15 protein-coding genes and 1 tRNA gene are annotated in these 21901 nt (G+C 36.4%); 14 read left to right on the top strand and 2 right to left on the bottom strand.

The window, feature by feature from the left end; all coding sequences use genetic code 11:
- Positions 1–68: 68 nt before the first annotated feature.
- The gene (gene lon / locus ACFSAH_RS10620; RefSeq protein WP_379662709.1) at positions 69–2540 is read right to left on the bottom strand and encodes an endopeptidase La; all 2472 of its coding nucleotides are present in this window, start codon (positions 2538–2540) and stop codon (positions 69–71) included.
- A 268-nt stretch (positions 2541–2808) separates the two neighbouring features.
- On the opposite strand from lon, the gene ACFSAH_RS10615 reads away from it, so the two are divergent.
- Complete coding sequence (locus tag ACFSAH_RS10615) at positions 2809–3429, top strand: tetratricopeptide repeat protein (protein WP_379662708.1); 621 nt, start codon at positions 2809–2811, stop codon at positions 3427–3429.
- A 73-nt stretch (positions 3430–3502) separates the two neighbouring features.
- On the opposite strand, the gene ACFSAH_RS10610 is transcribed toward ACFSAH_RS10615, so the two are convergent.
- The gene (locus ACFSAH_RS10610; protein ID WP_379662707.1) at positions 3503–4057 is read right to left on the bottom strand and encodes a sugar O-acetyltransferase; all 555 of its coding nucleotides are present in this window, start codon (positions 4055–4057) and stop codon (positions 3503–3505) included.
- 178 nt (positions 4058–4235) lie between these two features.
- Between ACFSAH_RS10610 and ACFSAH_RS10605 the strand changes: the two genes are divergently transcribed.
- The 13 genes from ACFSAH_RS10605 (at position 4236) to ACFSAH_RS10545 (ending at position 21880) form a co-directional block, all read left to right on the top strand.
- Complete coding sequence (locus tag ACFSAH_RS10605; RefSeq protein WP_379662706.1) at positions 4236–4559, top strand: DUF493 domain-containing protein; 324 nt, start codon at positions 4236–4238, stop codon at positions 4557–4559.
- A gap of 721 nt (positions 4560–5280) precedes the next feature.
- On the top strand, positions 5281–5688 hold the full coding sequence (locus tag ACFSAH_RS10600) for an EVE domain-containing protein (RefSeq protein ID WP_379662705.1): 408 nt from the start codon (positions 5281–5283) through the stop codon (positions 5686–5688).
- A gap of 153 nt (positions 5689–5841) precedes the next feature.
- Positions 5842–5926 (top strand) — tRNA-Leu (locus ACFSAH_RS10595).
- 79 nt (positions 5927–6005) lie between these two features.
- Positions 6006–7352 carry a trigger factor gene (gene tig / locus ACFSAH_RS10590; RefSeq protein WP_379662704.1) on the top strand — a complete coding sequence of 449 codons (1347 nt, stop codon included), beginning with the start codon at positions 6006–6008 and terminating at the stop codon, positions 7350–7352.
- A 251-nt stretch (positions 7353–7603) separates the two neighbouring features.
- Positions 7604–8311 carry an ATP-dependent Clp protease proteolytic subunit gene (locus tag ACFSAH_RS10585; RefSeq protein WP_379662703.1) on the top strand — a complete coding sequence of 236 codons (708 nt, stop codon included), beginning with the start codon at positions 7604–7606 and terminating at the stop codon, positions 8309–8311.
- On the top strand, positions 8304–9545 hold the full coding sequence (gene clpX / locus ACFSAH_RS10580) for an ATP-dependent Clp protease ATP-binding subunit ClpX (RefSeq protein ID WP_379662702.1): 1242 nt from the start codon (positions 8304–8306) through the stop codon (positions 9543–9545). Before ACFSAH_RS10585 ends, clpX begins: the two co-directional genes overlap by 8 nt.
- A gap of 55 nt (positions 9546–9600) precedes the next feature.
- Positions 9601–10455 carry an AMP nucleosidase gene (locus tag ACFSAH_RS10575; protein ID WP_379662701.1) on the top strand — a complete coding sequence of 285 codons (855 nt, stop codon included), beginning with the start codon at positions 9601–9603 and terminating at the stop codon, positions 10453–10455.
- A 255-nt stretch (positions 10456–10710) separates the two neighbouring features.
- Positions 10711–13062 (top strand): family 10 glycosylhydrolase, encoded by a 2352-nt coding sequence (locus ACFSAH_RS10570; RefSeq protein ID WP_379662700.1) that lies wholly within the window; start codon positions 10711–10713, stop codon positions 13060–13062.
- A gap of 54 nt (positions 13063–13116) precedes the next feature.
- The gene (locus ACFSAH_RS10565; RefSeq protein ID WP_379662699.1) at positions 13117–14691 is read left to right on the top strand and encodes a T9SS type A sorting domain-containing protein; all 1575 of its coding nucleotides are present in this window, start codon (positions 13117–13119) and stop codon (positions 14689–14691) included.
- Positions 14692–14929: 238 nt separating this feature from the next.
- Complete coding sequence (locus ACFSAH_RS10560; protein WP_379662698.1) at positions 14930–17956, top strand: SusC/RagA family TonB-linked outer membrane protein; 3027 nt, start codon at positions 14930–14932, stop codon at positions 17954–17956.
- Positions 17957–17967: 11 nt separating this feature from the next.
- Entirely contained in the window at positions 17968–19488 is a 1521-nt protein-coding gene (locus ACFSAH_RS10555) for a SusD/RagB family nutrient-binding outer membrane lipoprotein (RefSeq protein ID WP_379662697.1), read from the top strand.
- A gap of 4 nt (positions 19489–19492) precedes the next feature.
- The gene (locus ACFSAH_RS10550) at positions 19493–20266 is read left to right on the top strand and encodes a hypothetical protein (protein WP_379662696.1); all 774 of its coding nucleotides are present in this window, start codon (positions 19493–19495) and stop codon (positions 20264–20266) included.
- 3 nt (positions 20267–20269) lie between these two features.
- The gene (locus ACFSAH_RS10545) at positions 20270–21880 is read left to right on the top strand and encodes a PKD domain-containing protein (RefSeq protein ID WP_379662695.1); all 1611 of its coding nucleotides are present in this window, start codon (positions 20270–20272) and stop codon (positions 21878–21880) included.
- The last annotated feature ends 21 nt before the right edge of the window (positions 21881–21901 follow it).

Here is a 21901-nt window from a genome sequence, read left to right as displayed (position 1 = left end):
TGATACAAACATAGGAGACAGCCCTGTGTATAAGATGTTTTAAAAACTATCTTCTGATAAGAAAGATATTAATCTTCTTTAGATGCTTTTTTGTAAGCAGTATCTAAAGCATTTTTTACTTTCTTGTCCAGTAAAGCCAGCTTAATAACTTCGCTCATTTCTGTTACATAGTGGAAGTTAAGATCTTTGATATAATCTTCCTTAATCTCTAGAATGTCTTTTCTGTTAGACTTGCATAAGATAATATCTTTGATGTTTGCTCTTTTTGCAGCTAATATTTTTTCCTGAATACCACCTACAGGTAATACTTTTCCTCTCAAGGTAATCTCACCCGTCATCGCTAAATGAGGTTTTACCATTCTTTGGGTAAATGCAGAAGTTAATGCCGTTAGCATAGTAATACCCGCAGAAGGTCCGTCTTTAGGAGTGGCACCTGCCGGAACGTGGATATGGATATCCCACTGATCAAAAATGCGGTAATCTATCCCAAACTGTTCAGCATGAGCTTTCAGGTAAGCCATTGCAATAGAAGCAGACTCTTTCATAACATCACCCAGGTTTCCAGTAAGCGACATTTTTCCTTTACCGGGACTTAAGCTTGCTTCAATAAACAAAATATCTCCACCAACCTGTGTCCATGCCAATCCTGTTACTACACCTGCAACATTATTACCTTCGTAAAGGTCTTTGTCAAAAATAGGGGCACCTAATATCTCTTCTACCTCTTGTAATCCAAAACTGGTGTTGTACTCTTCTTCCATGGCTATTTTGGTAGCAGCACCTCTTACAACAGCTCCTATTTTTTTCTCTAATCCACGTACACCGGATTCTCTGGTATAATCTTCGATGATTTTTTCAATCACCTGATTTTTTAAGGTAATATCCTTAGCCTTCAGTCCGTGTTGCTCTTTTTGCTTAGGTAATAAATGCTTTTTAGCTATTTCTATTTTTTCTTCTACAGTATAGCCATTCACCTCAATAATTTCCATTCTGTCCAGTAATGCCGGTTGTATACTGCCTAAAGAATTGGCTGTGGCAATAAACATGACATTAGATAAATCGTAATCCAGTTCAACAAAATGGTCATTAAAAGCATTATTTTGCTCAGGGTCAAGAACTTCCAATAAAGCAGAAGACGGATCGCCTCGGTGGTCGTTTCCTACTTTATCTATTTCGTCCAATACAAAAACAGGGTTAGAGCTGCCTGCTTTTTTAATAGACTGAATAACTCTACCCGGCATAGCCCCTATATAAGTTTTTCTATGTCCTCTTATCTCAGCCTCATCCCTAACTCCGCCTAACGCCATTCTGACATATTTTCTTCCCACGGCTTTAGCAATAGATTTTCCCAACGAAGTTTTTCCTACTCCCGGAGGGCCAACCAAACACAAAATAGGTGCCTTCATATTATGTTTTAGCTTTAGAACAGCTAAATACTCTATAATACGTTTTTTTACCTTTTCGAGTCCGTAATGGTCTCTGTCTAATATTTTTTGTGCCCTTTTAAGGTCAAAGTTATCTTTGGTAGTCAGGTTCCACGGCAAATCAAGCAATACTTCCAGATAATTGATCTGAACAGAATAATCTGCTGCTGCCGGGTTCATTCTTGCCAGTTTATCCAGTTCTTTCTGGAAATGTAAACCCGTGTCTTTGCTCCAAAGTTTCTTAGCCGCTCTGTCACGCAGGTTTTCAATCTCCATATCCGGAGAGTTTCCTCCCAGTTCTTCCTGTATCGTTTTGAGTTGCTGGTTTAAGAAATAGTCCCTTTGCTGCTTATCTAAATCTGTTCTTACTTTGTTTTGTATCTGGTTTTTAAGTTCCAGCATCTGTAATTCCAGGGTCAGGTGCTCCAATACCAACTCCGCTCTTTTTCTTAGATTAGCCACTTCCAGCATGCTTTGCTTGTCTGCAACGGAAGCATTCATATTCGAAGAAATAAAGTTGATCAGAAAAGGAGTGCTTTCTATGTTTTTTATGGCAATACCTGCTTCTGAAGGAATGTTTGGAGAAAACTGAATGATTTGCATAGCCATCTCTTTTACAGAAGAAATCATGGCTTTAAATTCTTTATCTACCTTAGGTCTTACTTCCTCAAACTTTTTAACAGTAGCCTTAAAGTAAGGTTCTGTTTGTAGTTCTTCCTGTAATTCAAATCTGTTTTTTCCCTGAATAATTACGGTGGTATTTCCGTCTGGCATTTGTAGCATTTTGATAATGACTGCTACAGTTCCTACGTGATTAAGATCGGCAAAAACAGGATCTTCAACGTTAACATCCCGTTGTGCCACCACTCCAATAATCTTGTCGCCTTTATAGGCATCTTTAATCAGTTTTATGGATTTATCTCTGCCTACAGTAATAGGAATAACTACTCCAGGGAATAAGACCGTATTTCTTAAAGGTAATATAGATAAAACTTCCGGAGTCTTCTCATTATTCATTTCCTCCTCGTCCTCTTGCGATATTAATGGAAAAAACTCAGTGTCTTCATTAATCAGTGGTAATGCCTGGTTGAAATCGAATTTATCGAATTTGCTCATATATATTGATTTGTAACGCCAATTTGGCAGTTAAAACGTATAGTTGTGATTTTTTTTATCTCATGCTAGAGAAGTCAACTGTTATGCCATTATTAAAATAAGATTATTATGGCGTTGATTAATGCTTTAGAAGCGATGAAATATTTAAAACGGCTGTAATTTAGTCAGTATTTGGAAGATTATGAAATAATTGAATTTTTGTAGCGTTGAATATTTGTCACATATTTAGATCTTTTCCTAAATTGTGTTTTGAAATATTCATGATTAGATGAGACGATTAGTTGTATTATTTAGTTTATTAATGCCTGTTTGCGTGTTATCGCAGGAACCTTTCGACAGGTTGGGCCAAAGGTCTATGATGAAAGGAGATTTTGAAAGTGCAGCTAATTATTTTGAAAAAGCTTATGCTGCGGATAAATCGAATATGAATGCACTTTATCTGATGGGCTACTCTGCCTATCATGCTACAGACTACAAACGGTCTATTAAAGCATTTGATAAATTGCTGGCGTTTAAACCAGATGAATCTATAGCCTATTACTATCGTGGAAAAGCGAAGATGAACTTATGCGCACTTATCAAAGAAGTTGCATCCACAGATAGGGAGTCGCTTTTACAGGGAGCCATCAGGGATTTTTCTTTTGGAATAGACTTAAGTCCCGGAGATCTGAAGTTTTATCAAAACAGAGGGTTGGCTTATCAGGAATATGGGATGTATAAAAGTCAAAAAGTAAATGGGGTATATAACAAAAATATAGCATTAAATTCTGCTAATGCCTCTATCTCTGATCTGCGGAAAGTTCTTGACGAAAATTCTGGCAGAAGGGATATTATCAATCAGATAGATCGGTCTAAACAACTTTTAATTGATATTAACAGACAACCTTAATTTTTATGCTATTATTAGCAGGTATAGATGTTGTCCCACGAATAACCTATACGTTAAATAAGGCAGTTTTTATTTAAGGCTTCAAACTTTTAATCACTTTAGCCGGATTACCGACTGCCAAAGAGTCATCAGGAATGTCTTTAGTGACTACAGATCCGGCTCCAATAACACATCTGTTACCTATTGTTATGCCCGGACAAATTGTGGTATTGCCACCAATCCAGCAATCATCGCCTATGTTAATGGGTTTTCCTAATTCGTATTCCTGTCTTTCTTTAAAATCCAGAGGGTGGGTAGCTGTATATATTTGTACATGGGGGCCAAACATTACGTTATTGCCAATAGTTATTTTACACGCGTCCAGTACCACACAATTAACATTGAAATATACATTTTCTCCGCAATAAATATTATAACCATAATCGCAATGGAACGGAGGTTCAATATATAATTTGTTACCTGCATTTGGTACCAGTTGCCGCATAATGCTTTTAGCAGTTTTGGTAACCAGGTATTCGGATATATTAAGCTGTCTGAGCAGGCGTTTTGCCTGTCTTCTCTCTTTTGTTAAAGTATCGTCCAAAGCATTGTAAGGCAGGCCAGCAAGCATTTTTTCTTTTTCGGTCATGTCTACTTATGAGTTGTAAAGTGCTTTAAATATAAAAATGACTGACAAATTAGCAATTTTTAGAACAGGTACACAGTTTGATTGTTAAATTAAAAACAGATGAACTGCGAAGCACTTAAAGAGAATATTTTATTCATGGATAATTTAGTGTTCTTTGTGGTTCTAAAAATAAAAAATTATGGAAGATCAAAATAAGATAGTCAATTTTCAGAATATAAACGATGGTTTAGAAAAAGGCGCAGATTTCTATGTTACTTTCAAAGAAAAACTTGAGCAGGTGCAAGCTTTTCCGGGAAAATACAACTTTAAATTTATTGTGAAGAACGGAGAAGGTAAGGTTGAGGATTTAAAGATCATCTTTCCGGAAGATCACCTGCAAATAAATGAATCTAAAAATGGTAAATATGTATCGGTAACTATCTTAAAAGAAGTTAAAGATGCAGATGAAGTTGTGGCTTACTATAAAAAAGCCGGAGCTATAGAGGGTATTATGATGCTTTAAAGGTAATAGGCGTCGTTGCTGCTGAATTTATGGAGAATTATTGTTCTGCATAGCTGTATCGTTTGTTGTTCAGTTTGTCAGAACTGCTTATTACCAAGGTCTCTGCTGATTTGTCGTTTTACCTGCATTTTTCTTGCATTTCTCCTATGTAACGTAAGAGCCGCGTAAGAGAAACGTAAGCCAGACGTAAGAAAAACGTAGGAGAACCGTAAGCGAAACGTAAGAGAATTGTAGGTGTTGCAAGGGAGATGGTACGGGTTAGTGTAAGTGGATTGAAGGAGAAATGTGAGAGGAGTGTAAGGGGGTATGAACAAGGAACGATGGGTTATGAACTATGAATGATGAATAAGGAACGATGAATGGAGATGTTTTAAAGGATGAAAGAACCTGATAGATTACAAGACAGAAGCTGCGCTGTATAGTTTAAACCTATTTTGAAATACATTTAGACTCGATGAAGATAAAAGATAATTATTGTAACAGTGGATTTTTTTTTCTGATTTGTTAGCTTTGGAGTTGAAAAAATAGAAAAAGATAAAGGGTTTGTTGGAGCCTTTGAAGTTTTGTGGGATGTTTAAATAAAATTCATAATCTTCCCAAATATGTATCAATTGCGACTGCTTTAATCTTTTCATAAAAATCTATTTTGTCGCCACTTTTGTTGCCATTTAGAAAAATGAAAAGAAAAACCCTCTTAAACGTGTCATAAACAAAGAAAAAAATGAATTATTGGTTAGTAAAATCAGAACCTTTTAAGTATAGTTGGGAGCAATTTAATAAAGATGGTCGTACTTTTTGGGACGGGGTACGTAATTATCAGGCCAGGAATAATCTGAAAGGGATGAAAGAAGGAGATCTGGTGATGTATTATCATAGTAATGAAGGTAAGTGTGTGGTGGGGGTGGCTAAAGTGGTTAAGGAGTTTTATCAGGATCCTACTACAGATGATACCAATTGGGTAGTGGTAGATTTGGTGCCTGTAGAGACTTTAAAAACTCCGGTAACTCTAGAGACCATTAAACATGATGAGTTTTTACAGGATATTGCTTTGGTTAGACAGGGACGTCTTTCTGTAATGCCTTTGAAAAAGCATGAGTTTGACCGTATCCTTGAATTGTCTTCAAAATAAAGTAAAAATTAAATTGTTGATAACTAGACTTTTTGCTTTTTTATAAAGGTGTTGTGATAAAAAGCTTGAAAAAAAGTGAAAAATAGTTTGAAAAATTAAAGTACGATTGTATCTTTGCAATCCCAAATCGGTAGAAACTGGTTTAGAGGAAACGCGGAAGTGGCGTAATTGGTAGCCGCACCAGACTTAGGATCTGGCGCCTCACGGCGTGGGGGTTCGAGTCCCTTCTTCCGCACCAATGTAAAACCCACTACCCGAAACAGGGTAGTGGGTTTTTTGCTTTATGCACTATATAGTTTATTATTAAAGTCATCATAATGAATATTACAAAGGAAAAGATCGGCGATCTTAACGCAATTGTAACAGTGAAAATCTCTCCTGAAGACTATCAGGATAAGGTAGAGAAGGCAATAAAAGACCAGGCTAAAAAAGCTAAATTACCGGGTTTCCGTCCAGGAATGGTTCCAGCTGCACACATTAAAAAAATGTACGGCAAAAGTATTCTTGTTGATGAAATTAATAATTTACTTTCTGAGTCTGTTAACAATTATATCCAGGAAAATGACCTGCAAATCTTAGGACAGCCTCTACCAAAGGAAGATGATACCGAATTTAACTGGGATTTTAACGATGAGTTCGTTTTTAATTACGAGTTGGGTCTGGCACCTGAGGTAACTGTAGAGTTCTCTTCAAAAGATAAATTGGTTTCTTATGATATCAAGGTAGATGATGAGACTTTAGAGTCTAGAATTAAAAATATCAGAAGAAGCTACGGAAAAATGACTAATCCTGAAGTTGTAGAAGCAGGAGATGTTATTTTTGGTGATATTGCTGAGTTGAATGCTGATGGTTCTGAAAAAGAAGACGGAATTAAAGCTACAACTTCTTTGAGATTAGAATTAGTTGATGAGAAAGCACAGAAGAAATTAATTGGCTTGAAAAAAGAAGATGTAGTAGAGGCTTTTGATTTAGTGAAGTCTGTAACTGATCAGGCTCAATTAAAAAGAGTTTTAAAACTAGAGGATGATGCAGAGCTTCCAAAAGCTAAATTTAAAATAACCGTAAAAAACATCAATAGATTAGAAGAAGCAGACCTTAACCAGGAGTTCTTTGATAAATTGTTTGGTGCTGACGCAGTGAAAACTGAAGAAGAATTTAGAACAAAGATAAAAGAAGAGGTTGAGTCAATGACTTCTCAGGATGCAGAGCGTAAATTGGCTGCAGATCTTTATCAATATGGTTCTGAGAAAACAGCGAAGCTTGATTTACCTGACGAGTTTTTGAAAAGATGGTTGAAAGTGGTAAATAAAGAAATCACTGAAGACGAACTAGAGAAAGGTTATGCTGATTTTGCTAAAAACTTGAAATGGACTTTGGTTGAAAACAAGATTATGAAAGATAATAACATCGAAATTAAATATGAAGATGTATTGGATCTTGCTAAACAACGTTTAGATGCTCAGTTCAGAATGTACAGCCCGCAAGCTTTAACTGAAGAACAATTGAATCAGTACGCTGTTCAGTTCTTACAAGATAAAGAAAATGCAAACCGTATTTTTGATGAGGTTAGAGCACAAAAAGTTTTTGATTATTTGAAAACGGTAATCACTTTAGATAAAAAAGGTATAGATTATACAAAATTCCAGGAACTGGAAAGCAAATAATCTGTTAGCTATACAGGCATTAAAAGCAGTCTTTTACAGACTGCTTTTTTTGTTTTAAATAAGAACTAATTTCGTTGTCAGTTGTTTAGTAAAGAAAGTGGGCGTGGCTGGCTGCCTGTATGAAATTAGCTCTTTAATAGTTGAAAAATATTACATAATATTGAACAATAAAGAATGCACAAAACGTTATAATGTGTACCTTGTAATATCTTTAATGGAATAAATATATAACGGACTTATTTTAATGAATTATGAAGATAGATAAGAATGAATTCAGAAAATATGCAGTAAAACACCATAGAATTGGTGGGATGCATGTAGATAGATATATTAATAATGTTCAGGGTTTGCATGTTCCTCAATCAATGACTCCTTACATTATAGAAGAGAGACAGTTGAATGTGGCGCAGATGGATGTTTTTTCCAGATTAATGATGGACCGTATCATTTTTTTAGGTGATGCCGTATATGATCAAAACGCAAACATTATTCAGGCGCAATTATTGTTCTTACAATCTACAGATGCTAAAAGAGATATTCAGATTTATATCAATTCTCCGGGTGGGTCTGTTTATGCTGGTTTAGGTATTTATGATACCATGCAGTTTATTTCGCCGGATGTTGCAACTATTTGTACCGGAATGGCGGCTTCTATGGGAGCGGTATTGATGTGTGCAGGAGCTAAAGGTAAAAGAGCTGCTTTGCCACATGCCAGAATCATGATTCACCAACCTTCTGGTGGTGCACAAGGCGTGGCAGCGGATATGGAAATAAACCTGAGAGAGATGTTAAAGCTGAAGCAGGAGCTATATGATATTATTTCTAAACACTCTGGGCAATCTTATGAGTGGGTTGAAAAATCTTCGGACAGAGATTACTGGATGAAGGCGGATGAAGCAAAACAATTTGGGATGATTGATGAAGTATTGGGAGTAAACACAAATAAAACAAATGAATAAGAAAGATAAAGAAATAAGGTGTTCGTTCTGTGGTGCCAATAAGCAAGATTCTTTAATGCTTATAGCCGGTTTGGATGCTCACATTTGTGATAAATGTGTGACTCAGGCCAATGATATACTTTTAGAGGAGTTTTCTTCGCGTAAAAGTAAATCTGCGCAGGCAACCCTTACTTTACTAAAGCCATCAGAAATTAAAAAACACCTGGATCAATATGTGATTGGTCAGGATAGTGCTAAAAAGGTTCTGTCGGTAGCGGTTTATAATCATTACAAAAGACTTAATCAGAAGATTGGTGCTGACGAGGTGGAGATTGAAAAATCGAATATCATGATGGTGGGGGAGACAGGTACGGGAAAAACTTTACTGGCAAAAACTATTGCTAAGGTATTGAATGTTCCTTTCTGTATCTGTGATGCAACGGTATTGACAGAGGCAGGATATGTTGGTGAAGACGTGGAAAGTATTTTGACTCGTTTGTTGCAGGCTGCAGATTATGATGTGTCGGCAGCAGAAAGAGGTATTGTTTATATTGACGAAGTAGATAAGGTTGCCCGAAAAAGTGACAATCCGTCTATTACACGGGATGTTTCAGGAGAAGGTGTACAGCAGGCTTTGTTGAAAATACTTGAGGGTACTATTGTAAATGTACCACCGCAGGGAGGTCGTAAGCATCCTGATCAAAAAATGATACCGGTTAATACCAATAACATCCTGTTTATTTGTGGTGGAGCGTTTGATGGTATCGAGAAAAAAATAGCTAACAGGTTAAGAACCCAGACTGTGGGTTATAAGTTTGCTAAAGATCAGGAAGATATAGATCTTTCTAATCTTTACAAGTATATTACTCCGCAAGATCTTAAATCTTTTGGTTTAATACCAGAGTTGATTGGTCGTGTACCGGTATTAACCTATCTGAATCCATTAGATAGAGAGACACTTTTGAGTATTCTTACGGAGCCTAAAAACGCATTGATAAAGCAATATCAAAAATTGTTTGAGTTTGAAGATATTGAGCTTGAATTTACCAATGAGGTGTATGAGTTTATTGTAGATAAAGCTCTTGAATTTAAATTGGGCGCAAGGGGCTTGCGTTCAATTTGTGAGGCTATTATGATAGACGCTATGTTTGAGGTTCCGTCTCAAAAACAAAAAAATAAGAAGCTGGTTGTTGATCTGAATTATGCTCAGGAAAAATTTGAGAAATCGGATCTTAAGAAATTAAAAGTTGCTTAGATAATCGCCCCGGGAAATCTGGGGCGATTTTGTTTATACCCATTATTCTGTGATTATGAACGAAGAGAAAAGAGTGAAGAAAGAAAATGTTAACAAACCTGCTCATGAGGTGGATACACCTTTGAAAAAAGGGTTGAAAACCAAAAAAGAGATTGTTGATAACTGGTTGCCCCGGTATACGGGAAGACCATTGGAAGAGTTTGGAGAGTATATTTTACTGACTAACTTTTCGAGATATCTTACACTGTTTTCTGAGTGGAATGGCCATGCACCTATTTATGGTTTGGAGAAGCCTATGCAAAGTGTTTCTGCTAACGGGATTACCATTATCAATTTTGGAATGGGGAGTCCGCTAGCGGCCACCATTATGGATTTATTGTCCGCTGTTTCTCCAAAGGCGGTTCTTTTTTTAGGTAAATGTGGAGGCTTAAAAAAGAAAAATAGTATTGGCGATCTTATTTTACCTATTGCTGCTATTAGGGGAGAAGGTACATCTAATGACTATTTACCTCCGGAAGTTCCGGCCTTGCCAGCCTTTGCTTTACAGAAAGCTATTTCTACCACAATAAGGGATCATTCCCGTGATTATTGGACCGGAACTGTTTATACTACCAACAGAAGGGTGTGGGAGCATGATAAGTCTTTTAAGAAATATCTGAAGACCTTACGGGCAATGGCTATAGATATGGAGACGGCTACCATATTTACTGCTGGTTTTATGAATAAAATACCTACCGGGGCTTTGTTGTTGATATCTGACCAACCCATGACTCCCGAAGGGGTGAAAACTGCAGAATCTGATGCTAGCAGTAAGGCAGAGTATTTTGTAGAAACCCATCTTAAAATAGGTATTGATTCTTTATTGCAGTTAGTGACCAATGGATTGACTGTTAAACACCTGAAGTTTTAAGGTGTTTAAGTAATACCTTTTTATGTTTTCTTTCCTGATGTTTTCATAACATCCCCTCAATATATATAAACGATGTACTATATGTAATTCTTTAGGGGATTATGCAGTCTTTTTTTTAAATATGCTCTTGGAGGGCCTATTGTATCCAATATGCTGTTTTTTATGCATTTATTATCGTGTTTGTGAGTTTATTTTTGCTTTTTATTGCGTTTTTAAAATATATTCACTAATATTATTGCATAAAACTGCAATTGTATGCCAAAACTATTACTAGTATTTTCTTTATTTTTTGCTTTAACTGTGTCTGCTCAGGAAAAATTGGTGAAGAGGGAGTTGCGTGGGGCATGGATTACGACGGCTTTTAATATCGACTGGCCTGTTAAGGGGCAAAGTCCTCAACAGCAGAAAGATGCGTTTATTTCTCTGATTGACAGATTGAAAGAGAATGGCATTAATGTAGTTTATGGTCAGGTAAGGAGCGAGTCAGATGCGATGTATAAGAGTGATATAGAACCCTGGTCTGCGGCTCTAACCGGAACTCAGGGGGTGGCTCCATCGCCTTTCTGGGATCCGCTACAATTTATGATAGATGAATGCCGGAAAAGAAATATTGAATTTCATGCCTGGCTAAACCCTTATCGGGCTGCGAGTAGTTCTCAGAGTATTCCGGGGTTTAGTGCTAATCATGTTACTAAGAAACATCCAGAATGGTTGCTGGAGTCGGGGCTTTTACGGATATTAAATCCAGGACTATCGGAAGTGAGAAATCATGTGAAAGGTGTAGTCAATGAAATTCTCGATAAATATGATGTGGATGGTATTCATTTTGATGATTATTTTTATCCGAATGCTAATGTAAATGATGCCTCTACATTTGCTGCTTATCCCAGAGGTTTTACAAATATAGATGATTGGAGACGGGATAATGTGAATTTAATGGTTAAAGATATTCATGATCTCATCAATCAGAAAAAGCCTTATGTTAAATTCGGGATATCTCCTTCCGGTATTTACCGAAACAGTACTAACCCTGCTATAGGTTCAAATACAACTGGTTTACAACATTATTCGGCCAACTTTGCGGACTCTAAAAAATGGTTGCAGGAAGAGTGGATAGATTATCTGATCCCTCAGGTGTATTGGCATATAGGTCAGGCGGGTGCGGATTATAGTATTGTGGTTCCGTGGTGGAACAATAATGCTTTTAACAGGCATATTTATATAGGTTTGGCCGGTTATAAAGTGAATGATGCTAGTTTAAATCAACAACCCTGGTTAAGTAATAAACAGATTCCAGATCAAATACGGCTTAACCGTAAAAATGCCAATGTTATGGGGCAGGTGGTGTTTAGTACTAAAGATATTTTAAATAATAAGTTGAATTTTGCCGATTCTATGCGTGTACGGTTTTATCAAAAGCCAGCACTTCTGCCTAAAATGGCATGGAAAGATAATGTTGCTCCGCAAGCACCGGTTAATTTGCAGGTTTTTGCTGTGTCGGCCAATAAAATAAGTGTATCATGGGGTGCACCTGCTTTAACTAATGCTACAGAGTTTGATAAGATAAGAAGTTATGTGTTGTATAGGGCAGAGGCGGGGAATATTGATATTGAAGATCCAAAAAATATCCTGACGGTTCTTCCGTCTACGGTCTTAACTTACGAGGACAATATAACGGACCCTACAATTACCTATTATTATAAGGTTACAGCGTTGGACAGGTTCCATAATGAAAGTGTGCCTACGCAAGAGAAAACATCAATTCCAGAGAAAGTGTCAGATTTTGTTGCTACCCAAAGTGCAGATAAGATTTTGGTAAGGTGGAAATCTTTGTCAGAAGGTGACGTAAGTAAGTTTGATTTGTACTATGCGGCAGGAGATGGTGCTTTCTCTCTCTTTAAAACCGTTAATAAGCAGGCTAATAACAATACTTCCAATAATTATGAGGTAGAACATCCGGATCCGGTATTGGGGAGAAATAGATTTAAGTTGGTGCGTACTGCTACCGATCAGACTACACGGGATTATGAAGGGGTAGAGGTTAATTTTATTGCACCGGAGATAGTTCGGGATTTGGTGGTCAAACAAGAGGGAGATGAGGTGCTGGTAAGTTGGAAAACTACTCATGAAAAATACCATCAAAAATTTATACTGGAAAGAACCGTAAATGGTGTGGATTATACTTTACTGAAAGAATTTATTAAAACTGATGATACAGGTAAAAGCTATTCTTTTGTGGATGAACAGCCTTTAAAAGGAAGAAGTTTTTATCGTTTAAGACAGCAGCTGATAGATTTTGGGATAAGAAATATAGACCGTATTGAGGTTAATATTAATAATGATGTTGAGCAGGTTGAAAAACCAGTGCTGTATCCTAATCCTCATTTGGGAGATTTTACAGTCTATTTGCCTGAATTTAACGATAATTCTGTTGAAATACAGGTTTTAACTATTGATGGAAAGCGTGTTTATAGTAAGAAGCATGCTTTGGGGGAAGATAAGCTTACTGAATTGAAATTAAAGGGGAAATTGTCCAGAGGAGGAATTTATTATGTGATTGTGAAAGGGGCGACCAACAGAAAGGTGATAAAAACTATTGCTAATTAAGTGTGTTTTAAATTAAAACCAAATACTAATAAATCTATATCAAAAATAAAAATTATGAAAAAACGATTACTTTATCTTTTTGTGCTGGTAGCATTAACTGGGTATAATGCGAAAGGACAGGTGACATTCACTAAGGATTGGGAAATTAAGCCTGCAGCAACCGGATCTTTGATTGGGATTGCTGGTTCAGAAACAACTATTGCTTATAATAAAGTTACCCATAAACTTTATTTGCCGGAAAGAAATAATAAGATAAGTATTTTAAAGCCAGATGGTACGTTAAGTAGTCCGGCTACTTTGACTACTTTAACACCTGCAGACCATGAGGGCTGGGGTAAAAGCTATAAATACACAAAAATAAGGGTTACTTCAGATGGTGTTATTTATGCTTGTAATATGACTACAGGTGCTGGTGTTGTTTATATTTATAGATGGGCATCAGAGACAGATGCAGCTCCAACTGTTTCTTCTATTAATGTAGATGCTCGTACGGGAGATTCTTTTGCAGTAAGCGGAACGGGGACTGGTACCATTATTTATTTAAGCGGCTCAAGTAACAATGAAATTTATGTTTGTAATACTGTAAATGGTAAGGATTTTGCATTACATCATAAAATTACTGGGATAGGAGGCTCTGGAACTGCTACTGAAGCCAGGTCATCAATTTCTCCAGTAACCAATTCTTTAACCTCAGATTTATGGATAAATACATTAAATGTTGAAGCCAGAAGGATTTCAAGTAATGCGGCAGGAGTGATTACTGATACTAAGTCTATTGCAACTTCATTAATAGACCAAAAATACAGTAATGCAGAGTATTTTGAAGAAGGTGGAGATAAATATCTAGCAGTTTCTGGTGCGCATGACGCTGTTTTAGGTTTAAACTTTAAGTTATATAAAATAACTAGTTTTGCGATGCCATCAACAGCAAGTGTTACTGAAGTAGGGAGTGCTGTTTTAGCTCCAACAGCTTATACCGCAAATTTAAATGCTTATGCAGATGTGGCTTTTGTTAAAAATGTAAATGGAACTTACACTTTTTATCATTTAGATACTAATAATGGTTTAGCTGCTTATACATCTGAGGGTGCTCTTCCAGTTTCCCTTTCCGATTTTACCGCTTCCATTAAAAACGGTAGAAATACGCTGATTTGGAAAACTCACAGTGAAAGTAATAACGATAAATTTGAAGTGCAGCGTTCCGGAGATGGTCAAAATTTTGAGACTATTGCTACTGTTTACTCAAAAGCAGAAAACGGAAATTCCAATACAGTACTGGATTATCAATATATAGATGAAAATCCGTTGAGTGGAATTAATTACTATCGTTTAAAGCAGTTGGATAAAGATGGATCGGTTAATATACATGCTGTAAAATCAATTAATAATGGTTTAAGTGCTATAACGGTATCGCCTAACCCAACCAAAGACATTGTGTTTATTTCGAATGCTGCTCAGGTAGCTTTAGATTATCAGGTGACGGATATTGCAGGAAAGGTGATTTTAAGTGGGAAATCGGTAAATTCAAAAATAGAAGTGTCTTTAAAAGATTTGAAACCAGCTATTTATCTTGTGAAAGTATTGGATAGCGGGCAATTAACAAGCACTTTCAAGGTTATTAAGCAATAATTGGTTCAGTAAGCGCCAAAACATACAAAGATAATTACGCATGTAAATGTGTGTTGTCTTAGTTGTTTGGCGCTTTTTTATGCTACTAGTTGCGTGTTTTTAATTTTTTAAAAATTAAAAACGCATAATATTGCATATTTGGTTTTTTCTGTTTAGATTAGCTATAGCGAAAACAAAATTATTTACCTAAAAACGCATAATTAAATTTTAACTGTTTATAAGAATAAATCACACAAGTATGAAAAGAGGATTACTCGTAGGGATAATTGGCCTTTTTTTCATGTCTTTGCATGTTTTTGCCCAACAGGTTAATGTTACAGGGCGAGTAACGGCAGCAGATGATGGAATGCCTCTTCCCGGTGTATCGGTTTCGGTAAAGGGGTCAAAATCAGCAACCCAGACAGACATTAACGGCAACTATAAAGTTTCTGTAGCTAAAGACGCTGTATTGGTGTTCTCTTTTATGGGAATGCAAACACAGGAAAAAACAGTAGGGGGTGCTACTACTATTAATGTGGTATTGGCTAGTGATGCCAAAGCACTGAATGAAGTTGTGGTTACCGCTTTAGGGATAGAACGTGATAAAAGAACGTTAACCTATTCTGTGCAGAATGTAAAAGGAGAGGATTTGAGAGAATCTAATCAGTCTAACATTATCAATGCTTTACAGGGGCAGATTGCTGGGGCACAGATTAGTTCGTCAGGAGGGTCTCCTGGTTTGCCTTCGGAGATTATTTTAAGGGGGTCTACCAGTATGAATGGGGATAATCAGCCATTAATGATTGTGGATGGTATTCGTGTTAATAACTCTTCGTCTAATGGAACAGTTAATCGTTTGGCCGATTTTAACCCCGAAGATATCGAAGATGTATCTATACTAAAAGGAGCTGCTGCTGCTGCGCTTTATGGTATTGATGCTGCCTCTGGTGCAATTATTATTACTACTAAGAAAGGAAAAGCAGGGGCATTGCAAATTAATGGTTCCTATAAGTCTTTTGTAGAGACTATGGGGAGAACTGCTAAACAGCAAGGAATATATACTTTAGGGACTGGAGGGGTTTTTGATGAGTCTGTGGCTTCTTCATGGGGGAGAAAGTTTAGGTATGACGAATCTGTATATAATAACGTAGATAGGTTTTTTCAAACAGGTGTGACTCATGATGTAAACCTGAACCTTAATGGTGGGACAGAAAAATTAAATTATTATGTTTCAGGAGGCTATAGAAACGCAGGGTCTATGGTGCCTAATACTAATCAGGAGAAAATAAACCTGATGTTAAAAGGTACTGCAAAGATTAGTTCAAAAATGGATTTTACTACATCCATGAGTTATATAAGAAATGATATTCAAGAGGGATTGGGAGGCGCTAGTGCAGGTGGATGGATTAACAGTATTTCTTTATATCCTTTGATGTATGATATTTTGGAATATGAGAAGCCTAATGGGGAACCTCTTTATACTTATCAGGAAAATGATCCTCGGAATGCTAGAATTTCTCCTATGTGGGGTGTAATGCGTAATCCGAGAGTGAATGATGTAGAACGTTTCTTGATCAATGGTAATTTGGTTTATAAACCATCTAATTGGATTACGTTGAATTATAGGTTAGGGCAGGATTTAACAAATTCTAAATATAGGACAATAGTAACTCCCGGAACACCCGGTAGTGCAGATACTTTTAATGGTAGTGTTTCTGAATCTAATGGTTTGACTAAGTTTATTACATCTACATTAAATACTACGTTTGATCGTAAAATTAATCAAGATTTTAGGGCTACTTTAATATTGGGGATTAACAGTGATTATTATGATGGTCAGAGCGTAGCTTATTCAGCCAGAGAATTTACTGCAGATGGAATTTTTTCTCCTAATGTTGCTGATAAGACTACTTATAACATTACTGATAGTTGGTCAAGGCGTCAACGCTATGCTGTTTATGGTGATTTTAAATTAGAATATAAAAATATATTCGCTATTGGTATTACCGGAAGGAACGATTGGACTTCTACGTTACCTAAAGATGCCAGAACATTTTACTCTCCTTCTTATTCGGCAAGTTTTGCATATAGCGAGTTGTTGGAGGCAAAAGATTGGTTTGGAAAGCTGAGGTTTAGCTATGCAAAAGTAGGAAAAGATGCGCCTATATATCGGACAAATACAAATCTGAATCAGGTTCAAACAGTCGGAGGGGGATATGTTAAGTCTGCATTGAGCGGGAATCCTTATTTAAAGCCAGAGCGTACTTCTGAAACTGAGTTAGGTTCAGAATGGAGCTTCTTTGGCAGGCGTCTGAATTTGGATGTGACATATTATAATAGAAAAAGTATTGATATGATTATGACCACCCGTGTTCCTTTACCTTCTGCAAACGTTCAAATGACTTTTAATATAGGGTCTATAGAGAATAAAGGGTATGAAATATCTCTAAATGGTATTCCGGTAAAAACTAAAGATTTTACCTGGAGTGCGACATTAAATGCATGGAAAAATACTTCTAAAGTGTTAGAGTTTCCTGGTGATATCATAACATTCCCTTATACTAACGCTCAGCTTAATGGAGGAAAAGCAGCCTCAACCTTAAATAAGCCAGTATTAGGGGTTGTTGGTTATGATTACAAGAAGAATGAAGATGGTTATACAATAATTGATAAAAATGGTTATCCGGTTATAGCAGGGACTAAAGATGATGAGAAGTATATCGGAAACAGGGAGCCTGAATTTAATATCGGACTTATTAACAATTTGAAATATAAACAATTTAGTCTTTCATTCCTGTGGGATTTTAGGTTTGGTGGTGATATTTTTAATGCCAGTCGCCAAAGAATGATGTCTGTAGGAACAGCTTATGACGTTGGACAATGGAGGGATAAAGAATTTGTATTTAATGGGGTAGTGCAACAAGATGATGGCTCTTATGTGAAAAATACGAAGACAGTGGTGTTGGATTATAGTTTTTTTGCAAATAACTACTATCAGGTAGGGACTAATTTTATTGAAAAAGTGAATTGGGCGCGTGTAAGGTATATTACTTTAGGATATTCTATGCCTAAAAAACTGTCTTCCAGATTAGGTTTACGTAATATAGGGCTAGAGTTCTCTGCTCAAAATCCAATTATTATTACTAATTATTCTGGCGGAGATCCGGAAGTTAATAGTGCGGGGCCTAATGCAGGTGGTGCAGGAGGTGCAAGTACTATGGGAGTGGATAATGGAGCTATTCCATTGCCGAGAACATATTCATTAGGTTTAAATATTACGTTATAGGGATTGAGCATATGAAAAAGAACTTTAAATATTTATACGTTGTTTTATTGGGTTTTCTTATTGTCTCATGTAATAAGTTGGATTTAAATGAGAATCCAAAACAACCCACAAATGTAGGAACTAAATTGAGGCTTCCTGCTATTGAGGCCAATTTGGCTTATAGTCTATATTCGCAGGCCAGATTTGCTGCTTATCATAGTTACTACTTTACAATGAGAACAGGAAACAATGATGCTATTACAGATACCTGGAATTATAATGGAATCCTTAGACAAGCTTCCTGGCGTTTTCATTATTTTGATGTAGGGGCAAATGTAAATGATATGCTGAAGAAGGCTATGGAAGAGAAGTCTAATAACTATGCGGGTGTGGGGAAAATAATTTTAGCGTATAGTTATCTGACGACAACTGATGTGTTCGGAGATTTACCGTTCAGTGAAGCGTTTACGGATTCATTTAATCCAAAATATGATTCTCAGGAGCAAGTATTACAAGGTATTGAAAAGCTTTTGGATGAAGGTATAGCTGATTTAAACAATGTAAGCGAGCTGGCTTCTACAATGAATGATAAATCTGATCTTATTTATAAGGGAGATCTGAACAAATGGAAGTCTTTTGCTTTGGCGACTAAGGCTCGTTTGAAATTGCGTACGGCGAATTTTAAAGGGGGGTATCAAGAGTTATTAACAATTGTAAATGATGCATTAGCCGGGTTTTCGGATGCGATATTTATGTATCCTTTGGATAGCAAAGTTACCTGGGAGAGAAATCTTTGGGGACCTGCCAGATCACAACCAGAATGGAATTTTGCTGTAATTACCAATAAGTTGAACGAAACGTTGCCAACGGATGTTTTTATGAAATCTTTGACGGTTGATGCTGCTAATAATATATACGATCCCCGATTATATAAATTAACTACTCCCGGAGATAATAATAAGTATTTAGGAGCTAAGTTGACAGAGGGATTGAAGGATGCTTCTTTACCAAATAAAACAGATCAAAAAGATTTTGCTAATTTATACGGAGGGCTTTGGACAAAGGACGATTCCCCTTTTCCAATTCTTTTAAAGGAAGAATTGTATTTTATTAAAGCTGAAGCTCAATTTTATTTAGAGGATTATGATGGTGCACTAAAGTCTTATCAGGAAGGAATCTCTTTAAACATGAAAAGATTAGAAATTCCAGATGGTCAGATTATTAATTTCCTAGGATCTTCCAAAGTAGCACAAGACGGGGGGAGTCTTAAAATCAGTCATATTATGATGCAAAAATATGTAGCTCTTTATTTGCAACCTGAAACCTGGTCAGACATTAGGAGATATGGTTATAGTACAACTGCTTATCCGGATTTTTATTACCCTAAATATGCTCTTAATGAATGGCAGGGCAGATATATTCAAAGATTTCCGTATGATCCTGAAACTGAATATGTATATAACCCAAAAGAAATAGCAAGATTAGGTGCTACAGCTAGGAATTGGTGCTTCACTCCGGTATGGTGGGCAGAGATGTCAACATTAAAAAACTAAGTTTATGAGAAAGAGTTTGTATAAATATGTGTCTGTTCTAATGGTAGTTTTCTTTGTTGTTTCTTGTAAGAAGAATGATCCTATTGCAGACTTAGGAACGACAAATAACGAATATGCCGCTCAATTACGAGTATCTTACAATAATACAAAAGTTAACTTTGGAGATACTTTAATAGTTACGGCTTCTACCTGGCAGAGAGATGATAGGTTTCAGAAAGTGGGAATCTATGATAATATAGTAGAGTCATTTGGTATAGATATGACCTTGAAACAAGGTACGCATATTATTACTAAATCTGATGATGTTTCTACCTTGACTGTTGTAGATTCAATTGTAAGAAAGAATGTATTACTCGAAGTAGGTAGCGCTCAAATGGATAATTATTGGGTTACCCATACAAATAATTATGTGATTCCATATGAGTATGAAGTAGAACATAGAGACGGATCTTATCCTAATGACCCTTCATTAATCACTAAACTAAATGATCAGGAATGGGATATATTGAAAGGATTGTTAGCCTATAATATTACCAAAGCCGATTATTTGTTGTTGTTTCCTACAGCAACACCAGATCATTTTACTAATGGAGGAACTTACGTACTATCGGCCAAAGGGATGGCTAACCTCAAGGCAGAGCTAGAGAGGGATATGTTGGTGCCTATTGTTACAGATTTGAAAAAAGTAGGTAATTATTCTATTGTGATAGATGTGGATGCGGTAACACCTACAAATACAAAAACATCAAGTTCCAGAACTTTTGATATAAAACTATAAGTTATGAAGAAATTTCGTTTATTATATTTTTTGATGGGCTTGGTTTTGCTAAGCTGTTCAAAGCAGGAGATTTCGGGTATTGGACAACAAGGAGATTACCTTGCCAATTTCGACTTCCCAAAAGGTGTACTAACAGCGCCTGCAAAAGTTGTTATAACCAATAGGTCTAAGAATGCTGATAAATTTCATTGGCAGTTCCCTGGAGGAAAAGTATTGGATAAAAAAGGTTTACATGATATTTCTGAATCAGATAAAATGGTTCCGGATACAGTTTATTATGAGTTGCCGGGTGAATATACCGTTACATTAAAAACATGGCAGGGTGGAAAAGAAGCTGAAATGATTAAAAAGATTAAGCTTGAAAAAATGTTGCCGAAGATTATAGTACCGGAAAATATTGCAATTTATGAAGATGTAACCTTTGATGCAAAGGCGTTTAGTTATCCGGGACAGGATCTTACCTATTCCTGGGATTTTGGAGAGGGTGGTACTTCAACAGATAAGAGTCCTACTGTGCAGTTTGTTACAGAGGGAGACCATCTGGTAACATTAACGGTTAATGATGGTGTAGAGCAACTGACTTCTGAAGTTACTGTTAAGGTAAAAGGAGAGCTCGCCAAGACAATTTATTTTGCTGATGCTTTTACTAAAAAGATTTACAGGTATAAATTAACAGTAAACACTGCACCACAAGTAGAAGATTTAGGGATTAGTACCGGGTTTAATACTTTTGGAGTTTCCGTTAAGGGAGATAAACTTTACGTTTCTGAAACAGGTTTAGGGACTTCCTATGTAGGTAGTGGGGCAGCTCTTATTGCTGATGGCTATCTGAAATCATTTAATTTGGATGGTTCCAATGAAAAACTTATAACTAAACCTGTTGCGACAACTCTAGATTATAGAGATGATCCGTGGATGCATACCGTTGATCAGTATGGCAATATTTGGTGGACATGTAGAAACTGGGGAGTAAGAGTTGTGAATGCTTCTTCTAATGAAGCTGTTTATCCTGCTATAAAACTAAAAATAGATGCGACTATTGCTGGCGAGGCTATTTCGACATACTTCTATTCAGATATTAAAGAGGTAGGAAGTGAGATGTGGGTTTCTATGGCGGGTACTACAGGAAAGGGAATCTTTAAGTTTAACCAGGCAGGGGATTATATAGGTAAATTTACTACTGATATTTCTAAACATGCAATTAGATCTTTTGTGGTAGATAAGCAGCATAACTATATATATTTTGCAACAAACCGTGAGGATGCAGGGCGTTCAACAGGAATTTATAGAGCTAACATTGATGGTTCGAATGTTATATCTATAGATAATGATGCCAGTATGAAGATAGAGGCAGCGAACTACAGCATTCAAGGGGCTGCGGGAGAATATATTTATGTAACAGGTTTAGATATAGACGTAAATGCAGATGGAGAAGGGTATTTGTACTATGGTTACAGACATAATTCTACCGTTGCAGGAAACAATCCACCTACGTTTGGTGCCTCTGCAGCGAATTCAGGAATTAAGCGTTATAACTTGAAAACGGGTGTTGTAGATTTCTTAATCAAAGGCTATGCGCCTTATGGTTTGGCTCTTGATCAAGTAAAAAGATAGATTTTTATTCCTTCCCCTAAC

The organism is Pseudopedobacter beijingensis (assembly GCF_042678145.1).
In the GTDB taxonomy this organism is placed as follows: Bacteria; Bacteroidota; Bacteroidia; order Sphingobacteriales; family Sphingobacteriaceae; genus Pseudopedobacter; species Pseudopedobacter beijingensis.
The sequence above is the reverse complement of the archived record's forward strand: the minus strand, read 5'-3'. Positions and strand labels throughout refer to the sequence as shown.

Coding starts and splice junctions, on each gene's coding strand:
- tig (WP_379662704.1), top strand. CDS start 6,006: ATGAATATTACAAAGGAAAAGATCGGCGATCTTAACGCAATTGTAACA.
- ACFSAH_RS10545 (WP_379662695.1), top strand. CDS start 20,270: ATGAAGAAATTTCGTTTATTATATTTTTTGATGGGCTTGGTTTTGCTA.
- ACFSAH_RS10610 (WP_379662707.1), bottom strand. CDS start 4,057: ATGACCGAAAAAGAAAAAATGCTTGCTGGCCTGCCTTACAATGCTTTG.
- ACFSAH_RS10555 (WP_379662697.1), top strand. CDS start 17,968: ATGAAAAAGAACTTTAAATATTTATACGTTGTTTTATTGGGTTTTCTT.
- ACFSAH_RS10575 (WP_379662701.1), top strand. CDS start 9,601: ATGAACGAAGAGAAAAGAGTGAAGAAAGAAAATGTTAACAAACCTGCT.
- ACFSAH_RS10600 (WP_379662705.1), top strand. CDS start 5,281: ATGAATTATTGGTTAGTAAAATCAGAACCTTTTAAGTATAGTTGGGAG.
- lon (WP_379662709.1), bottom strand. CDS start 2,540: ATGAGCAAATTCGATAAATTCGATTTCAACCAGGCATTACCACTGATT.
- ACFSAH_RS10570 (WP_379662700.1), top strand. CDS start 10,711: ATGCCAAAACTATTACTAGTATTTTCTTTATTTTTTGCTTTAACTGTG.
- ACFSAH_RS10585 (WP_379662703.1), top strand. CDS start 7,604: ATGAAGATAGATAAGAATGAATTCAGAAAATATGCAGTAAAACACCAT.
- ACFSAH_RS10565 (WP_379662699.1), top strand. CDS start 13,117: ATGAAAAAACGATTACTTTATCTTTTTGTGCTGGTAGCATTAACTGGG.
- ACFSAH_RS10560 (WP_379662698.1), top strand. CDS start 14,930: ATGAAAAGAGGATTACTCGTAGGGATAATTGGCCTTTTTTTCATGTCT.
- clpX (WP_379662702.1), top strand. CDS start 8,304: ATGAATAAGAAAGATAAAGAAATAAGGTGTTCGTTCTGTGGTGCCAAT.
- ACFSAH_RS10605 (WP_379662706.1), top strand. CDS start 4,236: ATGGAAGATCAAAATAAGATAGTCAATTTTCAGAATATAAACGATGGT.
- ACFSAH_RS10615 (WP_379662708.1), top strand. CDS start 2,809: ATGAGACGATTAGTTGTATTATTTAGTTTATTAATGCCTGTTTGCGTG.
- ACFSAH_RS10550 (WP_379662696.1), top strand. CDS start 19,493: ATGAGAAAGAGTTTGTATAAATATGTGTCTGTTCTAATGGTAGTTTTC.